Annotated in this window: 16 protein-coding genes; 10 read left to right on the top strand and 6 right to left on the bottom strand. The window is 65.0% G+C overall.

Going from position 1 to position 19,270, the window contains the following annotated elements; genetic code table 11:
* Positions 1-152: 152 nt before the first annotated feature.
* The 5 genes from XH79_RS10450 to ugpB all read right to left on the bottom strand — a co-directional run bounded on the left by XH79_RS10450 (position 153) and on the right by ugpB (position 6,184).
* Positions 153-1,775: an ABC transporter substrate-binding protein gene (locus XH79_RS10450; RefSeq protein WP_271581646.1), complete on the bottom strand. Its 1,623-nt coding sequence runs from the start codon at positions 1,773-1,775 to the stop codon at positions 153-155.
* 483 nt (positions 1,776-2,258) lie between these two features.
* Positions 2,259-3,194, bottom strand: a complete 936-nt coding sequence (locus tag XH79_RS10445) for an aminoglycoside phosphotransferase family protein (RefSeq protein WP_271581645.1) — start codon at positions 3,192-3,194, stop codon at positions 2,259-2,261.
* A gap of 48 nt (positions 3,195-3,242) precedes the next feature.
* Positions 3,243-3,509 (bottom strand): protealysin inhibitor emfourin, encoded by a 267-nt coding sequence (locus XH79_RS10440; RefSeq protein WP_271581644.1) that lies wholly within the window; start codon positions 3,507-3,509, stop codon positions 3,243-3,245.
* A 42-nt stretch (positions 3,510-3,551) separates the two neighbouring features.
* On the bottom strand, positions 3,552-4,583 hold the full coding sequence (locus XH79_RS10435; RefSeq protein WP_212340669.1) for a M4 family metallopeptidase: 1,032 nt from the start codon (positions 4,581-4,583) through the stop codon (positions 3,552-3,554).
* A gap of 218 nt (positions 4,584-4,801) precedes the next feature.
* Positions 4,802-6,184: a sn-glycerol-3-phosphate ABC transporter substrate-binding protein UgpB gene (gene ugpB, locus XH79_RS10430; protein WP_212340668.1), complete on the bottom strand. Its 1,383-nt coding sequence runs from the start codon at positions 6,182-6,184 to the stop codon at positions 4,802-4,804.
* A 143-nt stretch (positions 6,185-6,327) separates the two neighbouring features.
* Here ugpB and XH79_RS10425 point away from each other — a divergent pair, with 143 nt between their 5' ends.
* The 10 genes from XH79_RS10425 (at position 6,328) to XH79_RS10380 (ending at position 17,834) form a co-directional block, all read left to right on the top strand.
* The gene (locus XH79_RS10425; protein WP_271581643.1) at positions 6,328-7,323 is read left to right on the top strand and encodes a TRAP transporter substrate-binding protein; all 996 of its coding nucleotides are present in this window, start codon (positions 6,328-6,330) and stop codon (positions 7,321-7,323) included.
* Positions 7,324-7,329: 6 nt separating this feature from the next.
* Positions 7,330-9,408, top strand: a complete 2,079-nt coding sequence (locus XH79_RS10420) for an ATP-binding protein (protein ID WP_212340662.1) — start codon at positions 7,330-7,332, stop codon at positions 9,406-9,408.
* Positions 9,378-11,126, top strand: a complete 1,749-nt coding sequence (locus XH79_RS10415; RefSeq protein ID WP_271581642.1) for an ATP-binding response regulator — start codon at positions 9,378-9,380, stop codon at positions 11,124-11,126. The genes XH79_RS10420 and XH79_RS10415 overlap by 31 nt, the downstream gene beginning before the upstream one ends.
* A gap of 5 nt (positions 11,127-11,131) precedes the next feature.
* Entirely contained in the window at positions 11,132-11,866 is a 735-nt protein-coding gene (locus tag XH79_RS10410; protein ID WP_212340655.1) for a response regulator, read from the top strand.
* A 459-nt stretch (positions 11,867-12,325) separates the two neighbouring features.
* Entirely contained in the window at positions 12,326-12,937 is a 612-nt protein-coding gene (locus XH79_RS10405) for a sigma-70 family RNA polymerase sigma factor (protein WP_018644455.1), read from the top strand.
* A gap of 547 nt (positions 12,938-13,484) precedes the next feature.
* Complete coding sequence (locus tag XH79_RS10400; protein ID WP_271581641.1) at positions 13,485-14,183, top strand: cytochrome c biogenesis CcdA family protein; 699 nt, start codon at positions 13,485-13,487, stop codon at positions 14,181-14,183.
* 34 nt (positions 14,184-14,217) lie between these two features.
* Positions 14,218-14,781 (top strand): thioredoxin family protein, encoded by a 564-nt coding sequence (locus XH79_RS10395; protein WP_212340650.1) that lies wholly within the window; start codon positions 14,218-14,220, stop codon positions 14,779-14,781.
* 96 nt (positions 14,782-14,877) lie between these two features.
* Positions 14,878-15,852, top strand: a complete 975-nt coding sequence (locus XH79_RS10390; RefSeq protein WP_271581640.1) for a hypothetical protein — start codon at positions 14,878-14,880, stop codon at positions 15,850-15,852.
* 263 nt (positions 15,853-16,115) lie between these two features.
* Positions 16,116-16,709 (top strand): L,D-transpeptidase, encoded by a 594-nt coding sequence (locus XH79_RS10385; protein WP_212340646.1) that lies wholly within the window; start codon positions 16,116-16,118, stop codon positions 16,707-16,709.
* Between the two features lie 87 nt (positions 16,710-16,796).
* Positions 16,797-17,834, top strand: coding sequence for an amino acid ABC transporter substrate-binding protein (locus XH79_RS10380; protein WP_212341524.1), 1,038 nt, complete (start codon positions 16,797-16,799; stop codon positions 17,832-17,834).
* Positions 17,835-18,114: 280 nt separating this feature from the next.
* On the opposite strand, the gene XH79_RS10375 is transcribed toward XH79_RS10380, so the two are convergent.
* Positions 18,115-19,254: an acyl-CoA dehydrogenase family protein gene (locus XH79_RS10375; RefSeq protein WP_271581639.1), complete on the bottom strand. Its 1,140-nt coding sequence runs from the start codon at positions 19,252-19,254 to the stop codon at positions 18,115-18,117.
* Between the last annotated feature and the right edge of the window lie 16 nt (positions 19,255-19,270).

Here is a 19,270-nt window from a genome sequence, read left to right as displayed (position 1 = left end):
AGAGGGGTGGCCCCGGGAGAGGTCTGAGTTCGTGGCTACCCCTCTCCCCAACCCTCCCCCGCAAGGGGGGAGGGAGCCTGAAGAGCGTGCTCACCTCACTCGACCACGATGCCCAGAGAGACGCGGACATATCGCTCGCGCCAATCATCGCCTCACCCCTTCGCCATCGCGCGATAGTCGAGCCTCCGGTGAAACCAGTATTGGTAGCCGCTGATGTTCTTCTGCATCGCGACGTTGACGAAGGGCTGGTAGAGCGGGATGCGCGGGACGTCGGCGAAGGCGAGATCGACGAAACCCTTCACATCCTTGTCGTAGGTCGCGGTGTCGCCGGTCGCAGCCGCCGTGCGCGCGCCGTCGATGAACTTGTCCATCTCCGCCGACTTGTAGCTCATGGTGTTGAAGACGGAATTGTTGCCGTGATAGCACCAGTAGAAGAAGTACTCGGGGTAATCGAGCCAGCCCGAGAACACGTTGGTGAACAGCGGCATCTCCTTCTTGTTCAATTCGGTGCGCCAGTTGGCGCCGGGCACCTTGTTGATGGTGGTCTTGATGCCGAGCTGGGCGAGGCTCTCCTGCACCAGCACGCAGAGCGGCTCGTTGACGCCGGCGAAATTGAGATCGAACGAGATCGTGGTCTCGAAGCCGTTGGCGTAGCCGGCCTCAGTGAGCAGCGCTTTCGCCTTCTCCATGTCGGTGTTGTATTTGTGCGGCTGCGGCCAGGCGACCTCGGTGACCTTGTCCTTGGCCGCGCCGAACATGGGATTGCCGAGACCGAACAGCACGGCGTCCATGATCTTCTGATACGGCAACGCATAGGCGATGGCCTGGCGCACCTTGACATTGTCGAATGGCGGCTTGGTGACGTTCATGCCGATATACTGGATGCCGTTGGAGAACGGCAGCGACACCACGTTGAGCTTGCCGTTCGCCTTCATCTCCTGGAAATCCTTGAACGGCAGCTCGTAGGAGATGTCGGCGTCCCCGCGCTCGAGCAGCGCACGGCGGTTGCCGGCCTGCGGCACCATGCGCCAGATCACGCGCTTGATCTTGGGCAGCGGACCGCCGACCCAATCCTCGTTGCGCTCCATGATCACTTCGGTGCCGGCGGTCCACTTCGTCACCTTGTAGGCGCCGGAGCCCGCGGTCTGCTGTTTTGTAAACTCGAGACCCCAAGGGTCTTTCTCGCTCGCGTTCTTCTTCACCAGTTCCGAATTGACGATGCAGGGCACGATCACGGCGAGATCGGGAACCGTCAGGCGATCCTTCTTGGCGAAATCGACGCGCACGGTGGCATCGTCGACCACGACGAACTGCTCGGGCTTCGTGAGCGAGCCCGCGCTCATCTGGAAAGTCGGGAAACCGCCGACGCTGACGGCGCGGTCGAGCGACCATTTCACGTCCTTGGCGGTGACAGGCGCGCCGTCGTGGAATTTGGCGTTCTTCTTCAGCTTGAAGGTGACCGACATGTCGTCGATCTTGAAGTCGTCGGCGAGCTCGCCCTTGAACTTGTCGCGGTCGTAATAGGGCACGCCGCCGGGGCCGCTCTTCATCTCGTGGCTGATCAGGCGGTCGTAGCAATTCCAGGACACCTCATAGCCGGGCACATTGGTACCGACGCCGTGGATGTCGAGATTGTTGGGGCCGCCTTCCGAGACGATCAGCAGCGTCTCCGACCGCGCATCGGCCCTGGCGGAGGAGATCACCGTCGGCATGGCCGGAAGCGCCGCGCCAGCGGCCAATCCGGAAACGGACTTGAGGAAATCGCGGCGCTTCATGAAATCGCTCCAACACAAAGTTTCTGGTTGGAACTGGATTCGCAAGGTTCGTGCCAAGGCTTAACGGGCGTTTACGGTCGCGATAAGCGACTGAAGTCTTTGATGAATTATGATTGTTGCGGCAAGAGGCCGTCGCTTCCTACGCAACGGCATTGCATACAAAGATTGTTATTTGCACATAAAATAGACTGTCACGGGGACCGGCTCATTTGGTGAGCGCGCCCTCTCAGCTGTCGTCCCGGCGAAGGCCGGGACAACACCCCTTGTTGAATGAGCGGCGCTCGCCGCCCTCCGCTGTCGTCCTGGCGAAAGCCAGGACCCATTACCCCAAGGAGCGGTTTGGCGAAGACCCGTGGTTACCGGCGCCACGCAGCAACCGCTCCCTGGGGTAATGGGTCCTGGATCGGCGCTCCGCTTCGCTGCGCTTGTCCAGGACGACGATGTTGATACGGCTCGGCGTCTCAACGCGCGGCCGCACTGAAGTCACTCCGCCCAGATCAGCTCCTGCAGCTCGACGAGATCGTCCGCCCTCTCCTGCCAGCCCTCGATGCAGATGTGGCTGTTGAGGTCGCTGGCCTGGTGCAGCAGCATCAGGGCCATCAGGCGGCGCTTGAGCGTGGCGTCCGGCTTCGCATAGCCAAAACCTTCGAGCAGGCTCTTCACCCTCCCCGGCCGTCCCGCCGCCATGAAGGCACTGGGGCCGAGCAGGTCGTAGTCGCACCAGCCGGCGCGGACGTCGCCGAAATCGAACAGGCCTTTGAGCGACCATGTGCCGTCATCGCAGGCGAGCAGGAAATTCTCAGGGATATATTCGCCGGTCAGGATCACCGGCGGTGCGTCCATCGGAATCAGCGCGGCCGCATCGCGCAGGAGATCGTCGAGGCCTTCGAGGAATTTTGGCGCAAGGCCGAGGCGCTCGTGCCTGGCGCGGCAGCCCTGCATCTGGGCGCGCATGAAGTCGCCCCAGCGCGGCTCGATGTGTGCGAGCGGACCGAGCGGCGCCCGCTGCACCGACGCGATGGTCTCGCCGATCTGGCGCAGCACGCGCTCCTTCTGGTCTTCCGGCAGGTGCGGCCAGGCCTCCGAGCCGAGCGTGCCGGCAAGGCGCGTGATGACGAGATAGGGCCAGCCGTCACGCACCCCTTCCGCGACGATCTCGGGGATCGGCAGGGACAGCCGGCCGGCAAGTTGCGTCAGCGAGCCGCGCTCGGAGACGAATTGCGCGCGCAGCAGCGGTGGGAAGATCTTGAGGATCAGGCGCTCACTGAAGCCGACCACGAGATTGGTGCCTGTCGCAAACACATGCGGCGCGCTGACATCGAGACCGTGGCCGCGCGCGATGTCGAGCGCGACCGGCAGCCATCGCGCCCGGTCGGCACGCAAGGCGCGGTAGGCCTCAAGGCTCGTCGACGCGGACATGCCCCAAACGCCCGCGGACTCCGGCGGCAGCGTCCCCTCCATCACGGCCTATTCCAGCACATCCTTGACGCTGCTCTTGATGGCCGGGGGGACCGCATGCTCGGGGACTTCGATCGTCTGCGCGCCGCGCGTGATCCGGTAGCTGAACGCGTCGGCCTGGCCCCGTCGCGCGGCAGGGACCTTGCCGGGATCGGCAAACAGCTGCTCCACCGTATTCTGATCGGCAGCCGACAGATCCGACAATGCCACCTCGCCGCGGCTCTTGAGGTGAGGGCCGCCGAAGCCGGCGAACCCTCCGACGCGCTCGATCTTCAAGCGATCCACGCTTGCTTCCTTTCGTAACGCCGTGCGGCCCGGCTACAGCCCGACCTTCTTCCATCCCGCATCGACGGCGGCGAACACGGCGGCATCGCCCGGATACAAGGTGTGGGCACCCTGCCGGGTCCGCGCAGCGAACGCCTTCATCGTCATGTTCGGCGTCGGCCCGAAACCGGTAAGCGCATTGTACCACACCTGGCCGATTTTGGCCCAACTGTATCCGCCGAACGTGGTGCAGGCCGTGTAGAAGGCGAGGTTCGGCGGGCCGCTGGAATAATGCGGGTCCATGCCCGGCGTCACTTGCGAATATTTGGTCGGTTGCGGCGCCAGACAGTGCTTGGCTGCCGGATTGGCCATGTCGCGCAGGCAGGCGAACCCTTTCTTCTTGGCGCCCGGCCCCATGATGTCCTTGCCGATCAGCCAGTCGGCTTTCTTGACATCCTGCTTCGCCTCCCACTGCCGGAACATCGAGCCGAAACAGTCGGAGATGCTCTCGTTGAGGCCGCCGGCATCGCCGCTATAGGCGAGCTGGAGGCTGTGCTGGGTGACGCCATGGGTGAGCTCGTGGCCGATGACGTCATTGCCTCTGGTGAAGTCGACGAAGATGCTGCCGTCGCCGTCGCCATAGATCATCTGCGAGCCGTTCCACATCGCGTTGTTGTACTTCTCGCCGAAGTGAACCGACGACATCATGGTCATGCCGTGGTCGTCGATCGAATTGCGGTTGAAGACCTGCTGGTAGAATTTTGCGACCTTGGCGGTCTGGTTGAAGGTGCGCTTGACCGACGCATCCGAAGACGTCTTCGGCTTCGCGATCGGCGTGCCCGGCAGCGTCTGCGTGTGCTTGCAGTCGTAGACGGTGACGGACGGCGCCGCCGCCAGCGTGACCAAACCTCTGGTGCGCGCGGCGGTCACGCTGGTGAATTTCGCGGCCTGGTTCCGCAATTCGCGCAGTTCATGGCTGATCTGGACCGTGTCGACCATTTGCTTGCGCAGCGGGGCGGACAGCTTCTTGTCCTGGGACAGCCTGGTCAGAACGTCGTTCGGGATAATGCAGCACGTGCAGGGCATCGATGATCTCCATTGCACTTTTTCCGAAAATAGATGGATGAAATGAGCTTGAAGATGATTGCTGCCGGCGACCGGCAGGCGTCGGCGTCCTCTCGGCGTCACGCATGCGGGATTATCGCAGGCGCAGGCCGCGTTGCGTGTGAGATCGCACACACTTCCGGGTTGCGTGATGTCGGATGGGATTCGTCGAGGACGCGAGGGTCGCCCGAGCGACGGGTTTACCGCTCCGGGCTGGCGCGCTCGAACTGGCGGAGCAGCTTGTTGCCGCGCTCGACGGCGGAATCGAGCGCCTTCTGCGCGCTCTTCTGGCCGGCAAAGGTCTGCTCCAGCTCGTCCTCGATCACGCCGCGGATCAGGACGAAGGAGCCGAGCCGGATGCCCTTCGAGTTCTCCGTCGGCGGATGCAGCGTAATCTCCTCGAACGAGATCGCCGAGCCCGGATTGCGCTCGTAAAAGCCTTGCGCCCGCGTCAGCTCGAAGGCGGCGCGGGTAACCGGCAGATATCCGGTGTTCTGGTGCCAGGCGGCCTGCACGCCGGGCTGCGACAGATAGGCGAAGAAGCGCGCCACGCCCTTGTATTCCTCGCGCGGCCGGTCGCGCAGCACCCACAGCGTGGCGCCGCCGATGATCGAGTTCTGCGGCGCATCCTTCACGTCCGGCCAGTACGGCATCATGCCGTAGCCGATCTCGAATTTCGAATTCGCCTTGATGTCGGCGCGCGTCGCCGAGGAGCCGATGAAGATGCCGCATTCGCCGTTCTGGAAACGCGGCTCGGCCGCTTGTCCGCGACCGCTATAGTCGAACAGCTTGCTCTTCTGCCACTCGCTGAGCGCTGCGATGTGATGCACGAGAGACGGATTGTTGATGGTCAATTCCGCATCCAGCCCGGCAAAGCCGTTGGTGCGGGTCGCGAGCGGCAGGTTGTGGAAGGCGGAAAAATTCTCGACGTGAATCCAGGACGGCCAGGACGTGGTGAAGCCGCATGGCGCGCCGCGGTCGCGCAGACGCTTCGCAGCGGCGCCGAGCTCGGGCCAGGTCTTCGGCGGCGTCTCCGGATCGAGGCCGGCGTCGCGGAACATGGTCTTGTTGTAGTACAGGATCGGCGTCGAGGAATTGAACGGGAACGACAGCAGGTTGCCGGCCGCGTCGGTGTAGTAGCCGGAGACGGCGGGAAGGTAATCGTTGAGCGAGAACGGCTCGCCCTGGTCCCGCATCAGGCTGAACACCGGATAGATCGCGCCCTTGGCCGCGGTCATGGTGGCGGTGGCGACCTCGTTGACCTGGACGATCGCGGGCTGGCTGCGCGAACGGAAGGCGAAGATCGCGGCCGTCACCGTCTCGGTGTAGCTGCCCTTGTAGGTCGGGACGATGCGGTAATCCGGTTGCGAGGCGTTGAAGGCGGCGGCGAGCTTGTCCAGCTGCCGCCCGAGCTCGCCGGACATGGCGTGCCACAGCGCGATGTCGGTGGCGGCGCGCGCCGGCGCGGCCAATGCGACAGCCGTAAGGACGGCGACGATCTGCAGAAGGCGCGATGTGGACGTCACGATGGCTCTTCCCGTCTCGCACGACAAAGGCGACTGTCCCTGCTTAAGGCGGGGCATTGGCGGTTTCAACGGGAATGAGAGGCCGCCGCGCCGCACAATCAGCCCGCGGGCCGGGCGCGGGATGGCCTTCCCTTAACCATCTGCTAGATTGCATTGAACCTTTTCCTCCTGCCATAGACTCCATCTCTGAGGGGTTGAGTGTGCCAGTGTTGAGCCGTGCCGAACTCTCGCGGACCGGGGTGATCTTCGTCGCGCTTCTGCTCGCCGTCTGCGCGACGGGCGCCGTCGCGCGCGAGTTTCGCGCCGCCGACACCCAGACCGAGGACTACCCGACCGTGCAGGCGCTGCGCTACATGGGCGCCCTGATCGCCGAGCGCACCGGCGGCCGGCACGAGGTCAAGGTGTTCCACTCCCGCCAGCTCGGCGAGGAGAAGGAGACCATCGAGCAGACCCGGGCCGGCGCAATCGACCTCAACCGGACCAATGTCGCCCTGATCGGCAATTTCGTTCCGGCGATGAACGTGCTCGCCATGCCGTTCCTTTTCCGGTCCATCGAGCACATGCAGAAGGTGCTGGACGGGCCGATCGGCGGCGAGATCCTGAACAGTTTCGAGCCCTACGGCTTCGTCGGGCTCTGCTTCTACGATTCCGGGGCGCGGTCGATCTACAACGGTATCCGCCCTATCAGGAGCATCGCCGACCTCCGGGGCCTGCGGATCCGGGTGCAGCAGTCGGAGTTGATGAGCCAGATGATCCGCTCACTTGGCGCAGAACCGGTCGAGATGCCCTATGGGCAGGTGCTGACCGGGCTTGCCAACCACCTGATCGACGGCGCCGAAAACAACTGGCCATCCTTCGTGACGACCGACCATTACAAGCATGCCGGGCACTACACGCTGACCGAGCACACGATGAGCCCCGAGGTGCTGGTGATCTCGCTGAAGGCCTGGCGGAGCCTTTCGGCGGAGGACCAGATCGTCTTCAGGGAGGCCGCGCAGCGCTCCAGCCGGTTCATGCGCGAGAAGTGGCGCGACCTCGAGGAGCAGTCACAGCTCAAGGCGCGCGCGGCCGGCGTCAGCATCGTCAGGGATCTCGACCGCAAGCCGTTCGAGGACGCCATGGCCGCGATCTACACCAAGGCCGCCCAGGAGCCCGCGGCGGCCGCGCTGATCGAACGCATCCGCAAGGTGGAGTGAGCCCAGTTGCCCGCGCTTGGAAACAGCGAGCACGCAGACAGGCCGCCCGGCCCGCTCGGGCGGGTGCGCGCGCGGCTCGTCGGCGCGCTCCGGGCCGTGCCGATCCGCTGGCGCATCCTGTCGATCGCGGGCTTGAACTCCGCCGTCGTGGTGGTGCTGGTGGCGCTGATCTGGAACGGCTCGCAGGTGCTGGGCTCGGCCTGGGACGACGTGCGCCAGGTGCGCGAATCCGACCGCATCCTGGCGCTGCTCGAGAGCGAGACCGGGCGCCTGCACAATCTGATCCACCGCTACATCAACCAGCCGAGCCCGGACCTGTTCGCCGAGATCCTGTTGCTGCGCGAGGCGGTGCTGGGCACGCTGAGCAACCGCGCCGCCAAGGACCCGATGCTGTCGGGCTCGGTCGAGGAGCTGGAGCGCACCACCGAGCGCTTCCTCAACGGCTTTGGCGAGCTGCGCAGCGTGCAGGCGACGATCGCCAAGACCTACGAGGACCAGGTGCAGGGCCCGGCCAGGGACATGGCGGGGCTCTATTCCATCATCGAGGGCGCCACCGGCCATCGCGACGCGCTGATCTGGCCCTCGCTAGGCAAGTCACGCGAGGCCTTCACCGCGATGCTGGTCGCGGCCAATTCCTACTATCTGTCGCAGTCATCGGGCGCCGCCGACGATGCGCGCCGCCACACCGAGACGATCGAGAAGACCATTCCGGTGATGATCGATCTCGCCGACAACGATCTCCAGCGCATGGCGCTGCAGCGCCTCGGGGCCCGCACCGCCGCGCTGCGCGAGGGTTTTGCAAAACTCTCCGAGCAGCTGATGAGCCGCACCGAGCTGCTGCGCAACACCATCGACGCCAGCCAGGCCGAGGCGATCGGCGCCATCGACGACCTCTCCACCAAGATGCGCCAGCGCGAGCAGAAGGCGCAGGAGACCTTCGACCGCACGCTGGCCGACATCTCCCGCCGTGTGCTGTCGATCGCGGTGATCTTCCTCGGCATCATCCTCACCGCCGGCGTCTTGATCGCGCTGTCGATCCGCCTGCCGCTGCAGCAGATCATGGCCGCGATGCGCGCGATCACGCTCGGCAATCTCGACCGCGAGGTGCAGGGCACCAAGGCACGCGACGAGGTCGGCGCCATGGCGCGCGCGGTGGAAGTATTCCGCGAGAACGCCATCGCGAAGCGCGAGACCGAGGATGAGCTGCGCGCGTCGAAGGAGAAGGCCGAGAGCGCGCTGCTCGAGCTCAATACCGCACAGCAGAATCTGATCGATGCCGAGCGGCTGGCCGCGCTCGGCGGTCTCGTCGCCGGCGTCGCCCACGAGGTCAACAACCCCATCGGCATCAGCCTCACGGTCGCCTCCAGCTTTGCCCGGCGGACCGAGATCTTCGAGGCCCAGCTCAAGGGCGACGGCGGCCTGCGCCGCTCGCAGCTGGAGGAGTTCGTGCAGTCCTCGCGCGACGCCTCGCAGCAACTCGTCGCCAACCTCACCCGCGCCGGCGAGCTGATCCAGTCGTTCAAGCAGGTCGCGGTCGACCGCTCCCATGCCGAGCGGCGGCAGTTCTCACTCAGCGAAGCCACCGACCAGATCATCGCGAGCCTTCGGCCCGTGCTGAAGCGCTCGCCGATCACGCTCGAGGTCGACGTGCCCGAGGGGCTGCTGCTGGACGGCTATCCCGGCTCCTACGGCCAGATCCTGACCAATTTGTTCCTCAACGCCGCCAACCATGCCTTCGCCGACGGGCGCGCCGGCACCATCACGATCTCGGCGCGGCCGCGCGGGGCCGACGATATCGAGATCATCTTCACCGACGACGGGGCCGGCATGACCCCGGACGTGCAGCGCCAGGCCTTTGACCCATTCTTTACCACCCGGCGCAATGAAGGTGGCACGGGACTCGGGCTGCATATCGTCTATAACCTTGTCACCCAGCAGCTCGGCGGTCGCATGATGCTGGAATCCAAGCTGGGACAAGGCACCACTTTTCGCATTATCATGCCCCGGGTCGCCAAGGGCGGCGCGCAAAGCACAGAGACTGACGGGACTTCTCAATGGCCGAACAGGACGATGTCCTCCACCTGATCGACGATACCGGCACCGCGTCGGAGGACCAGAACGCACGAAAGTGGAAGATCGCCGTCATCGACGACGACCCGGCCGTGCATGACGGCACCCGTTTTGCACTTTCGGACTACAGCCTCAACGGCCAGAGCCTGGAGATCCTGTCCGCCTATTCGGCGGCGGAAGGGCGCAAGCTGATGGCCGCGCACAGCGACATCGCCGCGGTGCTGCTCGACGTCATCATGGAGACGGATGTGGCCGGCCTCGAGCTGGTCGAGTTCATCCGCAACGAGATCAGGAACGAGACCGTGCGCATCATCCTGCGCACCGGCCAGCCCGGCCAGGCGCCCGAGCGGCGCGTGATCGTGCAGTACGACATCAACGACTACAAGGCCAAGACCGAGCTCACCGCCGACAAGCTGTTCACCTCGCTGACCGCGGCGCTGCGCTCCTATCAGCAGCTCGAGCGCATGGTGCAGACGCGGCGCGGGCTCGAGATCATCATCGACGCTGCCTCCACGCTGTACGACTTCAAGTCGATGCAGCGGCTCGCCGAAGGTGTGCTGACCCAGCTCGCCTCGCTGCTCAACGTCGACTGCGCCGGTATACTGGTCCTGCGCGACAATGGCGGCGTCGACCCCGAGCTTTCGGTGCTCGCCGGCAGCGGCTGCTACAGCCGCTTCATCGGCACCACGTCGTCGAAGGCGCTCGACCCCGAGCTGCGCGAGATGGTGGAGGCCGCGTTCCAGCGCCGCAAGAACGAATTCGCCGACCATCGCAGCGTGATCTATTTGCGCACCGGAAGCGGCCGCGAGGTGGTGGTGCTGCTGCAGGCCGAGCGCGAGCTGTCGGAGACCGACCGCTCGCTGGTCGAGATCTTCTCCAGCCGGCTCTCGATCGCGTTCGACAACGTCATCCTCTACCAGCAGCTGCAGGACGCCAACACCCAGCTGGAAGACCGCGTCGCCCAGCGCACCCGCGCCCTGATGCAGGCCAACCGCCGCCTGTCGGCGCAATGGCTGCGGCTGCAGCGCGCCAACGGCTTCAAGAACGAGATCCTGGGCACCGTCGCGCACGATCTGAAGAATCCACTCGGCGTCATCCTCGGCCGCACCGAGATGCTGAAGGAGCTGATCTCGACCGGCGCGTCGGAAGGCGGCGTGGTCGCCCAGGTCGATCACATCCGCGACGCCACCAAGCGCCTGACCACGATGGTCGACCATCTGATCTCGGACGCGATGGCCGATGCCTTCGACATCACCATCCGCCGCGAGCAGGTCGACGTCGCCGCGCTGGTGAAGGAGGTCGCCGAGGCCAACCAGCCGCTCGCCGTCAACAAGCAGCAGGCGATCAGCGTCACCGCACCGGCCAACATCGTCACCATGTGCGACACCGACCGCATCCGCGAGGCGATCGACAACCTCATCAGCAACGCCATCAAATACTCGCCGATCGGCGGCAAGATCGGCGTCGCCGTCAGCCATGAGGGCAGCGACACCGTCGTCCGCGTCAGCGACGAGGGCGCCGGCCTGTCGCCGGAGGATCTCGGCCGCCTGTTCGGCCGGTTCCAGCGGCTGTCCGCCAAGCCGACCGCCGGCGAAAGCTCGACGGGGCTTGGGCTTTCCATCGTGAAGCGTATCATCGACATGCACGGCGGCGAGGTGACCGCCGACAGCGACGGCCCCGGCAAGGGCTCGACCTTCACCATCACCCTCCCCGCGACCGAGATACCGATCTAGAGACCATGACCCAAAGCCAGCACATCATGATCGTCGACGACGAAGCTCCAGCCCGGGAGATGGTCGGCGATTACCTCAAGATGCACGGCTTCACCGTGACGCTGTGCGACGGCGGCAAGAGCTTGCGCGCCGCGATCCAGGGCGGCATGCCCGATCTCGTCGTGCTCGACCTCAACATGCCCGAGGAAGACGGGCTCTCGATCATTCGCGATCTCAAGAGCCGCATCAACGTGCCCGTGATCATGCTGACCGCGACCGCGAGCCCGATCGACCGCGTCGTCGGCCTCGAGCTCGGCGCCGACGATTACGTGGCAAAGCCCTGCGAGCTGCGCGAGCTGATGGCGCGCATCCGCTCGGTGCTGCGGCGGAGCACGCCGGTGAAGGCCGCGGCAGAGGCAGCAGCCGCGAAATCCGACAAGGAGCAATTGGTGCGCTTCGGCACCAAATGGCTCGACCTCGAAGCGCAGGCGCTGCGCGACGACGAGGGCAACGAGCATCCGCTGACCGCATCCGAATTCGGGCTCTTGAAAGTGTTCGCGGCCAATCCGAAGCGCGTGCTGTCGCGCGAGCGTCTGCTCGAACTCGCCAACGCGCGCGACGCCGAAGCCTTCGACCGCGCGGTCGATCTGCGCATCATGCGCATCCGCCGCAAGATCGAGCCCGATCCCGCAAAACCCGCCGTGATTCGCACCATCCGCGGCGGCGGCTATCTGTTCTCGCCTGGGGGCGAGAAGGCGTAAGGCGGGCGGCGAAGCCAGATGCCGTAGGGTGGGCAAAAGCGACTTGTCCGCCGTAGCTCGAAGAGCGAAGGCGGAAGCGTGTCCACCGTTCTCACCTACTCGCGAAAAGATCGTGGGCACGGCGCTTCGCGCCTTTGCCCACCCTACGGGATCGCCGTCCCGGCTACCCGTGTCGCCCCCGGGACGACGGCGCTGGGTGTCGCGCGACCAAACGCAATCCCCCGAAATACGTTCCAGGCGCCTCCGCCCAGCCACAAATCCCCACCCCCGTATTTTCCGTATATTGAAATTCCACGGTTTTTTGCCCCGAATGTTTCGTCGCGTCCTCTCCGACGAAACAATTTGGCGGCGCACGAAACCATTTTCCGCTTTTCGCGCAGACGTCCCGAAACGGTGGCTGATTAACACTTTGGTCCAAGGAAACGCCGCTCGGTTGCGGCGCTACGGGGAGCCAAGTCCATGCCGAACGTCATCGCCATCAACGCCCAGGCCAGCCAGAGCATCATCGCCGCTCAGGCGACTTCGGACGACATGCTCCTCGAGAGCATTGCCGACGGCAACCGGACCGCCATGCACATCCTCTATTGCCGGCACAATGTGCGGGTCTACCGTTTCATCCTGCGCATCGTGCGCGACGCCACCACGGCGGAAGATCTGGTCAGCCAGGTGTTCCTCGACGTGTGGCGCACCGCCGGCCAATTCCAGGGCCGCTCGCAGGTCTCGACCTGGCTGCTCTCGATCGCCCGCTTCAAGGCGCTGACCGCGATGCGCCAGCGCCGGTTCGAGGACATCGACCAGGAAGACGTGCGCCAGATCCCCGACGATTGCGACACGCCGGAGACCTCGCTCGACCGCAGCGACACCAGCGCCATCTTGCGCGCCTGCGTCGCCAAGCTGTCGCCCGCGCATCGCGAGATCATCAACCTCGTCTACTACCACGAGAAGTCGGTGGAAGAGGTCGGGCAGATCATCGGCATCCCCCAGAGCACGGTGAAGACGCGGATGTTCTATGCCCGCAAGCAACTGGCCGATTTGCTTAAGGGCGCCGGCGTCGACCGTTTCGCCGCCTAAGGACAATGATTTCAAAGGGATAGGACCGGAATCCCGGCCCTCTCCCCGGACACGGAAGCGTTACCACTGACGAAACAATTGAAACAAACGACAACATCAGGCGGAAAAACTTCCCTCCTATAAAGATCACATACGGTTTCGTTAAACCTCCCAAGACCTCCAGCGACCCGGACGATGCCCCCGTCCGGGTCGTTTTGTATTTGGGGGTGAGGCGGCCGCCGCAAGCTCCTGTTTCTCCCGCTGAGTTAGGCGGGCACCGCTCTCTCATTCCCTCCCCCCTTGCGGGGGAGGGGCAGGGAGAGGGGTCCACACGGGGACTCTCTCAATGTGAGCGCGCGGAACGAGCGCAGATGGGTGGACCATTTCCTGGGCTACCCCTCTCCCCCACCCTCCCCCGCAAGGGGGGAGGGAGCGCACCGTCGCCGTAGTCGGCACGATTGCCTCCCCTGCCCCACCAGGCAACCGCCCCGTCACGAAGGCGTGACGTCGCGTAACGCCTGACGCATTCATTCCGAACTGGCCTCGTGACCTCCATCACGAGTGCGCCATGATCGAGCTTTTCTTCGCCCTCCTCGCCGGCATCCTCACCATCGCCGCGCCCTGCACGCTGCCGATGCTGCCGATCCTGCTCGGCGCCTCGATCGGGCGCGTGGGGCACTTGCGCCCCGCGATGATTGCGCTCGGCTTCGTCGTCTCCTTCTCCGCGGTCGCGCTGCTGTTAGGTGCGCTCACGCACCTGTTCGATTTCGATCCGAACGTGCTGCGCGAGGCGGCGTCGATCCTGCTGCTCGGCTTCGGTCTGCTGATGCTCTGGCCGGCGCCGTTCGAGTGGCTATCGATCCGGCTCAATGGCTGGCTCGATCTCGGCAACTCGAGCGGCGTGCAGCGCGAGGGCGCGCTCGGCGGCCTCATCCTCGGCACCACGCTCGGCCTGGTCTGGACGCCCTGCGCAGGCCCCGTGCTCGGCTCGATCCTGACGCTGGTGGCGACCTCGAAGAATCTGGCCTGGGCCGGCACGCTGCTGGTCGCCTACGCCATCGGCGCGGCGATCCCGATGCTGGCAATAGCCTATGGCGGACAGGCCGCGACCACGCGCGTGCGCAGCCTCGCGCGGATCTCGCCGCGGCTGCAGCAGGGCTTTGGCGTGGTCGTGATCGCCTTCGCGGTCGCCGCCTATTTCCAATACGACACGCTGATCGTGGCGTGGCTCACCGGCTTCTACCCCACCGGCCAGATCGGCCTGTGATCATTATCCCAAAACTTCACCGGAGGACGCTTCCATGACTCTCAAACTGCTCGCCGTGTCTGCTGCACTGATCGGCATCACCGTCACCGGCGCCGTCATCCCCGGCATCTGCGACGAGGCTGCGCGTGCGACGCCTGTCGTCACCGCCGCCGCAAGCCAGCAGACCGCGCCCGACTTCACCGGGATCACCAACTGGTTCAATTCGAAGCCGCTGAGCCTTTCCGACCTGCGCGGCAAGGTCGTGCTGGTCGACTTCTGGACCTATGGCTGCGTCAACTGCGTCAACACGCTGCCGCACGTCACCGACCTCTATGCCAAATACAAGGACCGGGGCCTCGTCGTGGTCGGCGTGCACACGCCGGAATTCCCGTTCGAGCGATCGGCCGCGAACGTGCAGGCCGCGCTGAAGCGCCATGGCATCACCTATCCGGTGGCGCAGGACAACGACTCCAGGACCTGGAACGCCTACAGCAACCAGTATTGGCCGGCGCAATACATCATCGACCAGAGCGGCAAGATCGTGTTCCAGCACGCCGGCGAAGGCCGCTACGACGAGATCGACCGCACCGTGGCCAAGCTGCTGAACGTCAGCAGTTAGGCGAGCGTCGCGCGGCCGGCCTCGTCTAACACCCTTGTTGCTTGACTCCACGGACCCGTCCGTGGAGTTTCGCGCCATCGGAATCAGCCGCCCGCAATGGCCGACGCGAACACCAGCACCGACATTCGCCTTCGTGAAGGCTCTTCGATCGCGCAGCGACTGGTCGTGGCCGGCTCCGCGGCCGCGGTTGCGCTCTGCTTCACGCCGGGCCTGTTCACGCACGACACCATGGAGATTGTCATCTCGGTGGTGGCACTGCTGGTGGGAGCCGGGTTCGTTGTCGGCATCATGATGGCGCCGGCGGTGGTGTGGATCATCACGCCTGACGAGATCCTGATCGGGCATCAGCGTCCATTCGGGAAACTGCAGACGCGGATCATCGCGAAGGACGAGATCAGCGGACTGCAGGTCCCGGGCAGCAAGCGGGTGAAGGCCCGGTTTCAACTGGTCTTCACGCTTGTTTCGGGGGAGCGCCTGACGTCGCCGCCGATCTCCGACGTCACACATGTTCATGACACCGTGGCGCGGATCGCCGCGCATTTCGACGTTCCCAATGTCGAGGAACCGGTCAATCCGCTCGATGCCAGCAATCCCGAGATGCATCTCGGCGAACCGCTCGAGGCGTTTTCCGCGCGGGACATAAGGATCGTCGCGCTGATCGCCGTGGCGCTGTCCGCCGTGCCCTACGCCTACAAGCTCTGGCGCGGATGGCCGCCCAGCCATGTCGACATCCTGCTGCTGCCGCTCGGCGCGCTCGCGGCGTTCGCCGTCTACAGATACGCCAACCTCGCGACCGGCGCGTTCTGGGTGATCCGGCAGGGCGATATCCGCGTGGAGCGCCTGTGGGGCGACGGTACGCCGCGCACGGACAGCATCGCCGGACATGAGGTGAAGACGATCACCGTCGATCGCCGCGGCCGTTCCGAGGACGAGCACTGCATCGTCACGATCCGCCTGCGCTCGGGAAAGAGGTTTCGCAGCCCCCGGATCGGCTCACGACTCGAAGCCCGCGCCGTCGGGACCGAAATCGTGCGGCGGCTCGGGATCGCGGCGGAGAGCAACAAGATCTGAAGCGAGGCGGCTTTTGAGTCGGACTCGATGGCGCGGCGGGCTCCCTTAGCCTCTCCGCTTGCGGGGAGGGAGCCCACTACCAGTGCGGCACCGATCTAAGCTTTTCGCGCCATCCCCTGTTTGTGGCATTGCCCCGGCCCCGTCAAAAAACCAAAGCATTCTCGTGACATATCAGCTGCGCGCGCCATTAACTTGCCATGAACATGCCCCTGAGATTTGATGGTTCCGAATGATTTGCGCTGTGGCAGCGGGGAGAGCTTGAAATGACGGATTATCGTCGCCTGACCGGGGCGTTCATCACGGCCCTCAGCCTGGTTCTGACCACCTCATACGCCTCCGCCCAGCAGCCGGACCGCGGTGACGAGCCGGGCCTGATCGCCGACGATGCCTACCAGCTCGATCCGGAATGGCAGAAGCAGGTCGTGTACTTCCGCACCACTGAACCGCCGGGCACGATCATCGTCTCGACCGCCGAGCGGCACCTCTATCTGGTGCAACCCGGCGGGCGCGCGATCCGCTATGGCATCGGCGTCGGCCGCGACGGCTTCCAGTGGCAGGGGCTGGTGACCATCACCAACAAGAAGGAATGGCCGGACTGGACGCCGCCGCCGGAGATGATCCAGCGCCAGCCCTACCTGCCGCGCTTCATGGCCGGCGGCCCCGGCAATCCTCTCGGCGCCCGCGCGATGTATCTCGGCACCACCGTCTATCGCATCCACGGCACCAACCGTCCTGACACGATCGGCACCAAGGTGTCCTCGGGCTGCTTCCGGCTCGTCAACAATGACGTCGCCGATCTCTATGATCGCGTCCCTGTCGGCACCAAGGTGGTGATCCGGCAAAAGCCCGAGCTCTGAGAGTTACGGTCGGAGCATGATCGCACTGATCATGCTCCGCGTCCCCCCTCCGAATTCCTTTTCCCGATTTTTCGAGAGAGCAACATGATGCGCACATTTCGAGGCGGCCTGCTGATCGGGCTCGCGGTCGCCGTGCTGGTCGGCGTCCTGGCCATCGTCTATGAATTCTACGACACCCGCACCCTGAAGCGCACGGTTCGCCGCGGCGAGGTGCTGTGCGGCGTCAACAAGGGCCTGCCGGGCTTCTCGATCCCCGATGACAAGGGCAACTGGACCGGCTTCGACGTCGATTTCTGCCGCGCGGTAGCGGCGGCGATCTTCAACGACCCGAACAAGGCGAAGTTCGTGCCGCTCGACGCCAGCGAGCGCTTCAGGGAATTGCAGAGCCGGAAGGTCGACATCCTCTCGCGCAACTCGACCTGGAGCATGGCGCGCGAGCTCGACTACGATCTCTATTTCCCCGCTGTCGCCTATTACGACGGCGCCGGCTTCATGCTGCCGCGGTCGCGCAACAAGGAGACCTCGCTGGACCTGACCGGCAGCAAGGTCTGCGTCCAGGCCGGCACCACCACGGCGCTCAACGTCTCCGACTACTTCCGTGCCAACAACATGAAGTATGAAGAGGTGAAGTTCGACAAGCTCGACGACGTGGTGAAGGCCTACGACACCGGCAAGTGCGACACGCTCTCCGCCGACGTCTCGCAGCTCTATGCGCTGAGGCTGAACCTGTCGAAGCCCGGCGACCACATGATCCTGCCGGACATGATCTCCAAGGAGCCGCTCGCTCCTGTCGTGCGCCAGCGCGATGACGACTGGATGATGATCGTGAAGTGGACGCTCTACGCCATGATCAACGCCGAAGAGCTCGGCGTCTCCTCGGAGAACATCGACGAGGCCCTGAAGTCGAAGAAGCCGGAAGTGATGCGTCTCGTCGGCACCGAGGGCAATTACGGCGAGCAGCTCGGCCTCACCAAGGACTGGGTCGTCCGCATCATCCGCACCGTCGGCAATTACGGCGAGATGTACGAGCGCAACATCGGCGAGAAGTCCAAGCTGAAGATCCCGCGCGGCATGAACCAGCTGTGGAATGCGGGCGGCGTGCAGTACGCGCCGCCGATGCGGTAAGGGGCGGTCTCGCCACCGTCGTTGCGAGCGTGGGAGCAAGCGCCTCCCATTCACTCCCTGTCATCGCCCGCGAAGGCGGGCGATCCAGTATTCCAGAGACGGTTTTGATCAATCGAGAGGCCGCGGCGTACTGGATCGCCCGGTCAAGCCGGGCGACGACACCGATTGTGAGGCGTTACCGCCGTAACCCGCATGAGCGAAGCGATATGCGGGGTCGGTGCCCGCGGCATTCCCGGATGTCGCTGCGCTCATCCGGGCTACGCGCTCTCCCCGCCCGCCCTCAATACCCCCGCGCCCGCGCGAGCTGCTCGGTGTGGTAGTTCGCGTCGCCGAACAATTCCTCGCAGACCCGCGCGCGCTTCATGAAGAAGCCGATGTCGAACTGGTCGGTCATGCCCATGCCGCCATGCATCTGCACGCCTTCCTGCACCGCGCGCGTGGCGGTGGTGCCGGCGCGGGCCTTGGCCACGGCAACGGCCGAGGCAGCCTTGGCAACGTCGGCATCCAGCGCCTGCAGCGCCTTCATGGTGGCGGCGCGGGTGATCTCGATGTCGACATAGAGCTCGGCGGCGCGGTGCTGCAGCGCCTGGAATTCGCCGATCAGCTTGCCGAACTGCTTTCTATTCTTGAGATACTCGACGGTGCGGCCAAACACCTCGTCGCTGAGGCCGACCATTTCGGCGGCGACCGCGCCGCGGCCGATGTCGAGCACGCCGTCGAGCAGGTTTGCTGCCTGATCGACCTCGCCGAGCACGCTGTCGGCGGTGACCTCGACATTGGCAAGCTCGATCCGCGCCGCGTTGTGCGCGTCGACCATGATGGTGCGTTCGATCGCAACGCCCTTGGCCTTGGGGTTCACCAGGAACAGCGTCAAGCCGTCGCGCTCGCCGGCCGAACCTGCGGTGCGCGCCGCGACGATGAAGAGATCGGCGACATGACCGTCGACGACCAGTGCCTTGGCGCCGGAAAGCTTGAAGCCGTTGCCGGCGCGCACGGCCTGCAGGCTGGTCTGCAGCGGGCGATGCTTGGCGCCCTCGTCGACCGCGAGCGTCGCAAGCAGCGAGCCGTTCGCAATCTTCGGCAGATATTCCGACTTCTGCGCGGCGTTGCCGCCGCGGTTCAGCGCGGAGGCCGCGACCACGCTGGTGGCGAGGAATGGTGACGGCATCAAGGTGCGGCCGATCTCCTCCATCACCACGCCGGCCTCCATGAATCCGAGACCACTGCCGCCGAACTCTTCCGGCACGAGCAGGCCGGCAAAGCCCATCTCGGCGAAGGATTGCCACAGCTCCTTGGAGAAGCCGGTGGGATCCTTGGAATCGCGCAAGTGACGCAGGTGCGACACCGGCGCCTTGTCGCTGATCAGCCCGCGCGCGGAGTCGCGGAGCATCGATTGTTCTTCGGTGAGGACGAGGGCCATGGTGCTTGGTTCCGAT

Origin of the sequence: Bradyrhizobium sp. CCBAU 45389, from assembly GCF_028128625.1 — a bacterium.
GTDB classification, from domain to species: domain Bacteria; phylum Pseudomonadota; class Alphaproteobacteria; order Rhizobiales; family Xanthobacteraceae; genus Bradyrhizobium; species Bradyrhizobium liaoningense_B.
The sequence above is the reverse complement of the archived record's forward strand: the minus strand, read 5'-3'. Positions and strand labels throughout refer to the sequence as shown.